This window comes from uncultured Sphingomonas sp., from assembly GCF_964250165.1.
Classification (GTDB): domain Bacteria; phylum Pseudomonadota; class Alphaproteobacteria; order Sphingomonadales; family Sphingomonadaceae; genus Sphingomonas.
Map to the genome: position 1 here is coordinate 1 of NZ_CAXUEK010000116.1, position 5,469 is coordinate 5,469.

5 protein-coding genes and 1 pseudogene are annotated in these 5,469 nt (G+C 70.1%); 1 reads left to right on the forward strand and 5 read right to left on the reverse strand.

The window, feature by feature from the left end; genetic code table 11:
• From ACFE64_RS14850 to ACFE64_RS14865, 4 genes and pseudogenes are all read right to left on the reverse strand, one after another.
• A pseudogene (locus ACFE64_RS14850) lies at positions 1-73 on the reverse strand (50S ribosomal protein L17); the annotation flags it as partial.
• Positions 74-168: 95 nt separating this feature from the next.
• On the reverse strand, positions 169-1,353 hold the full coding sequence (locus tag ACFE64_RS14855; protein ID WP_375393234.1) for a terminase large subunit domain-containing protein: 1,185 nt from the start codon (positions 1,351-1,353) through the stop codon (positions 169-171).
• 170 nt (positions 1,354-1,523) lie between these two features.
• Positions 1,524-2,174, reverse strand: a complete 651-nt coding sequence (locus ACFE64_RS14860) for a hypothetical protein (RefSeq protein WP_375393235.1) — start codon at positions 2,172-2,174, stop codon at positions 1,524-1,526.
• A gap of 324 nt (positions 2,175-2,498) precedes the next feature.
• Positions 2,499-3,494, reverse strand: a complete 996-nt coding sequence (locus ACFE64_RS14865; RefSeq protein ID WP_375393236.1) for a helix-turn-helix domain-containing protein — start codon at positions 3,492-3,494, stop codon at positions 2,499-2,501.
• A 195-nt stretch (positions 3,495-3,689) separates the two neighbouring features.
• Here ACFE64_RS14865 and ACFE64_RS14870 point away from each other — a divergent pair, with 195 nt between their 5' ends.
• Positions 3,690-4,295, forward strand: coding sequence for a PEPxxWA-CTERM sorting domain-containing protein (locus tag ACFE64_RS14870; protein WP_375393237.1), 606 nt, complete (start codon positions 3,690-3,692; stop codon positions 4,293-4,295).
• Positions 4,296-4,817: 522 nt separating this feature from the next.
• On the opposite strand, the gene ACFE64_RS14875 is transcribed toward ACFE64_RS14870, so the two are convergent.
• Positions 4,818-5,469 (reverse strand): DNA-directed RNA polymerase subunit alpha (locus ACFE64_RS14875; protein WP_375393238.1); only part of this gene is annotated, 652 nt, incomplete at its 5' end.

A 5,469-nucleotide genomic window follows, 5' to 3' on the forward strand; every position in this document is an offset into this window, starting at 1 on the left:
CCATGTTGCGGAACAGCGCCGCACGATGGGCCGAAGTACGCTGGAGCTTACGCCCCCCGACGCGATGACGCATGGGATAGTCCTTTCAGGTTCGTGCCGGCGCCGTATCAGGCACGCCGGCCCCGGCGGAAGGAACCCGCGCGGACCCCGCCCTACACCGCAAAAGCCTCAGAAAGTCAATACGCGCGGCGGCCCGCGCTCCTCCAGGCACAGCGCCCACAGCGCCCAGACCATCGCATCGCCCCGGTCCGGCGAGCCCTCGCCCGCATAGCCACCCGCGGTGAACGCCGCGAGTTGCGCCTCCAGCGCCGGAAACACGCCCCCCAGCCGCGCCCGTCCGCTCTCGAACAACGCGGCCACCGGCTCCGCGCGCGCCGCTTTGCCGCGCGACGCGTTGACCAGCCGCACCGGCAGCACCCGGTTGGCGGCCTTGAGCACGCTCTCCACCATGTTGCCGCCCTGGTTGGCCTCCGCGATCACCCGGTCCGCGCCCCACGCCGCCGCCGCACGTGCCACCGCCGCCGCCCAGCCGTCGGGCGAGCAGCCCGTCACCGAGGCATCCGCCAACACCCAGCCGACCCCGGACCGGTCGACCGCTGCCGCGACGATGCCGCACGTGCCGCCCGCGCTCGCCGGCGGGTCGACCGCCACCACCACGCGCGTCCAGCTGGCCGCGTCCGGCATCCCGCGGCAGCGCTCGATCAGGTCGCGGGGCCACAGGCTGCCTTCGCGGTCGGTCAGCAGCACGCCCTCGATCTCCTGCCGGCCCAGCCGCGTGCCGCCATAAGCCTCCTCCACCGCCGCGACGAAGCGCGCCGGCAGATGCGGATTGGCGTGCGTCGCCCCGCCCGTCGTCACCGTCCCCGCCGCGCGCAACAGCCGCAGGAGCGCCGGCTCGGGCGAGGGCGTCGTCGTCACCACCGCGCGCGGCCATGCGCCCCGCCGCAGGCCGAGTTGGAGCATGTCCCACGTCGCCTGCGCTTTCGCCCACTTCCCCAGCTCGTCCGCCCAGGCAAAGTCGTGCTCCGGCCCCCGCAGCTGCTCCGGCGACCGCCCGGAAAACAGATGCGCCACCGCCCCGCTGGCGAACACCAGCCGCCGCTCGGCGGGTGACCAGCGCTGGATCTCGCGGTTACGCGCGCAGGCGAGGATGCCGCTCGGGCCTTCGACCATGACCGCGCGAGCCTCGTCGATCGTCGCGCCGACGAGGGCGATCCTCATCCCTTCCCGGGGGGGAGCGGGAGGGGGCCGCAAGGCGGCGGAAGGGTGAGGGCGACCAGCGGCGGCCTTCCTCACCTGCCCCAACACCCACTCCGCCCCCGCCCGCGTCTTGCCGAATCCGCGCCCGCCCATGATGACCCAGGTCCGCCAGTCGTCGCCGGGCGGCGTCTGCCCGTCATGCGCCCATTCGCCTCATTCCTCCGCCCAGCGCGCCGCGACATGCTCGGGCAGCGACGCCATCAGCGTCTCCAGCTTGTCGGCCGACAGCGCGTCCACCCGCGCCCGCCAGTCGATACCTTCGCTCATCCTTTGAGCGCCTTGAGCCGCTTGAGTATCTCGGCGCGCACGTCCGCCATGCTGGTCTCGCGCCGCCAGTCGTGCCGCCCCCGGCGCCCCTCGCCCGTCACCCGCGCCTGATGCATGCGGAAGACGGTGATCGCCTGATCCACCGTCATCGGCGACACGAACGCGGGCTGCTTCCCGTCCGCGGCGGCGTCGGTCACGACGTCGTCTCCCCGCCCGGGGTCCAGCACGATCGTCGCATTCTCGACCAACAGCGCCTCCAGCCGGTGATAGCCCTGCTCCAGTGCTTCCGCCCAATGCGCCGCGAACCCCGGCCAGCGCGCCCGGCGGGTATAGACTGCCGCGTTCGACACCCCCGCCGCCCGGCACGCCGCGCTGACGTTGGCAGTCGCGCGCAGCGTCTCCAGGAACAGCTCCTCCCTGGCCCGGCTCCACCGCCCCGGTCCGGCGCGCGTGATGCGGAGCCGCCCGTCCTTCGATGCGCGCACCACCTCGGTGGGCGCGAGCCGCGGCTCGCCCTGCGTCAGGCACACCACCCCCTTCTCCCGCGCCCTGGTCCAGGCCGCGGCGAACGCCGCGTCCCGCTTCCTGGCATGATGTGCCGACGCCGGATCGATCCCCGCCTCCCGCGCCGCGTGCGCGATGCTCACGCCCCGCGCCAGCGAACGCAAAAACGCCCGCCGCCACGTGGCGACGGACCGTCGTGTTCCGGTCATGTTCTTGCTCCCCTTGGTCGGGTCCAGCCGATCGGCGCAGTGGCCCAGCATGGCGGAGTTAGCCTGAAAAGCGCGGCGCTGTCAAGGGAAGTAACCTCTTTGGTTCATAAGCGAACATCACGCCGCTGGCGCAAGTGATCCACCTCCGCTTCGAACTGAAGAACCAGTTGCTCGCCATCTCGCGCGCGACCGATCGCCTGCGCCGGAGCCTCGTCCGCGCGATGGCGTTCTGAACCACCGATCGGCCGCCACCGCCGCTCACGGCGTCAGCATCGTCGTCCATCGGGCGAACACCGCCGCCGCCTCGCCCCTGCGCGATGACGATCCGCGCGCCTCGCGCGGGGTATAGCCGAAATGCCGGCCGAAGGCGGTGGTGAAATGGGCGTGGCTGCTGAAGCGATAGGTTTCCGCCACTTCCGCCACGCGGGCGCCGTCGGTCTCGTCCGCGATGTGCGCATGCGCGGCTTCCAGGCGTCGCCGCCTGATATAGGCCGCGATCCCGCCCGCGCCGGCAAAGCTTCGATAGAGCGCGGCGCGCGACATGTTCAGGTCGCGGCAGATGCGCGTCACGTCGAGATCGGCCGAGGTCAGATGCTGCTCGATATAGGCGCGCACCCTCGGATTGCCGGCAACCGCGGGCGCCGGCTCGTCGAACGACAATTGACCGACGGCGCCGGCGATCAGCGCCATCGTCGCTTCCCGCACGATCGGCGCGTCGCGCACCGTCATGTCAGGCAGGTGTCGGGCAAGTGCCAGCATATATTCGGCGAGCAGCCGGCCGCCGGCCCCGTCCAGCGTGCGGCCATGCAGCGCGGGCATCTGCGGCAGGACGCCCGCCAGCGCGGCGCGCGGCACGACGAGGAAGATATTGTCCTGCGCCGTGCCCGCGACCCGCCAGTCGCCGGCGAAGTCCATCACCGCCACCTGGCCGGTGCCCACCTGGATTTCGCGACCTCCGGCCACGCCGGACCAGCCGCCTTCGCGCATCAGGATGAAGCTATAGGTATCGCGCCCGTCGGCGGCGCGATGGCGGGGCGTCCGCTCGATCTCGATCGGGGTGATGCGGCTGGTATGGACCACGAGGTCGGCGAACAGCCATACCCGCGTCGTCACGTCGAAATCGGCCGCGCTCAGACCGGCCAGCGGGCGCACGTCATAGAAGGGATTCAATTGCGCGAATGCCTTCATCCGCGCCTCGGCGGGAATCGACCCGCCGTCGAACGTCACTGTCGGCAAGGCGGGATTGTCGTGCATTGACCGGCGGATAGCGGAGTCGTGGTCGCCATGCACGGCTTCGTGGGCTGCGCGCGAAAATCGAGACGGCGCTGTAAGATTCAGCCGAGGAGAGAGACGCGGCTGTAACCGTCCCGCCCGGTCATTGCGCTAGATGGCGCATGACCAGAGTTGGCGACGCCGCGCATCCCGCGGGGCGTAGATGGGGGAACAAGCATGAAGATCATCAAGGCAGTCACGGCCGCCGCGCTGGCGACCACGATATTGGCTGCGGCTCCCGCGCATGCGGCGACCACCGCCTACACCAGCGAAGCGGCATTCCGCGCGGCGATCACGGGGGCGACCGATTATGCCTTCCCGTTTGACGGGATGACGCCCGTTACGCCATCCTACACGCTTGGACCGGTGACGTTCATGGGCCCCGTGCGAGGTTACAATGACGGTGCATTCGGGGCTGGCGTACCTTACCTTTATTCACAGGCCACGTTACGGATCAGCAGCACCGCTTCGGCCGTCGGGTTCTTTCTCGGGTCGTACTATGGCGCGCGGACCATAGGCTATGGTTTCGGAGAAGCGACGGGCAGTTTCGCCGTTCCCGGACGTCCCGACAGCGCGTTCATCGGCTTCGTGAACACGACGGGAACCGTCGCCGGCACGTTCACGACCGATGACGAGTTGGACACGATCCGCTTCGTCACCGGTAACGCCGGCGCGGTGCCGGAACCCGCCTCATGGGCGCTGATGATCCTGGGGTTCGGCGCCGTGGGCGGCGTGATGCGCCGTCGCGGCAAGGTCGATACGCGAGTGTCCTACACCGGCTGATCTCCACTCCGGCAATGGCTGACGGCAAGCCGTCGACCAAGAGGTCGACGGCTTTTGCGGCTGCTACGCACCACGACATCGGCGACCGGGCAACGGCGCACGTGATAGGGTAAGCCGGCGTAGATTGCGAAGGCCCGCCATGCGCACGTCGGCGGGTATCGACCGGCCCGTCGAACAGCATCGGCCAGGCGGGATCCTCTTGCATTGACGGGCAGATAGCGGACGCATCGCCGCCATGCATGGCTTCGGCCGCGCCGATTGGCACAGGCGGGGGCCCGGCCCAACGAACAGCCCGGCCCCGCACAGGCGGCGGCCGGGCCTTCGTCGGTCCTCGCTCGCACGAAGCCGCCGGGTCATCGCCGCGACGCGGATAGCTTGCGCTATCCGCCTGCGGGCAAGAAGAAACCCCGCCGCTTGCGCGACGGGGTCGTCGGACGGGTTCGGCTTGCCGCTCGCGCGGCGCGCCGCCCCGCCGGCCGGGCTGGCGCGGTCTCGCGCGGAGCTGCGCTCCGCGCGTGCCGCTTAGCCCATGATCTCCTGTTCGAGCTTCTTGGCCATTTCCTCGATATTCTCCGGCGGCCAGCCCGGGATCTCCATCCCCAGCCGCAGCCCCATCGAGGACAGCACTTCCTTGATCTCGTTCAGGCTCTTGCGGCCGAAGTTCGGAGTGCGCAGCATCTCCGCCTCGGTCTTGCCGACCAGATCGCCGATATAGATGATGTTGTCGTTCTTCAGGCAGTTCGCCGAGCGCACCGACAGCTCCAGCTCGTCCACCTTCTTGAGCAGGTAGCGGTTGATCTGCTGGGTGTCGCCGATCGGCTCGCCCACCGGCACCGGCACCGCCGCCTGGCCGATCGGGGCCGAACGCTGCACCACGCCCTCGTCGAACTGGACGAACAACGCCAGCTGGTCCTGCAGGATGCGGCCGGCATAGCCCACCGCGTCCTCCGGCGTGACGGTGCCGTCGGTCTCGACCGTCAGCGTCAGGCGGTCATAATCCAGATCCTGCCCGACGCGGGTCGGATCGACCTTGTAGCTGACCTGGCGCACCGGCGAGTAGAGCGAGTCGACCGGGATCAGGCCGATCGGCGCGTCGGCCGGCCGGTTCGCGGTCGCAGGGACATAGCCCTTCCCGATATCGGCGGTCAGCTCCATGTTGAGCGTCGCGCCCTCG

What these genes read in the sequence shown, in the direction of transcription:
- ACFE64_RS14870 (WP_375393237.1), top strand. Translation starts at nt 3,690, where the DNA reads ATGAAGATCATCAAGGCAGTCACGGCCGCCGCGCTGGCGACCACGATA.
- ACFE64_RS14865 (WP_375393236.1), bottom strand. Translation starts at nt 3,494, where the DNA reads ATGCACGACAATCCCGCCTTGCCGACAGTGACGTTCGACGGCGGGTCG.
- ACFE64_RS14855 (WP_375393234.1), bottom strand. Translation starts at nt 1,353, where the DNA reads ATGGGCGGGCGCGGATTCGGCAAGACGCGGGCGGGGGCGGAGTGGGTG.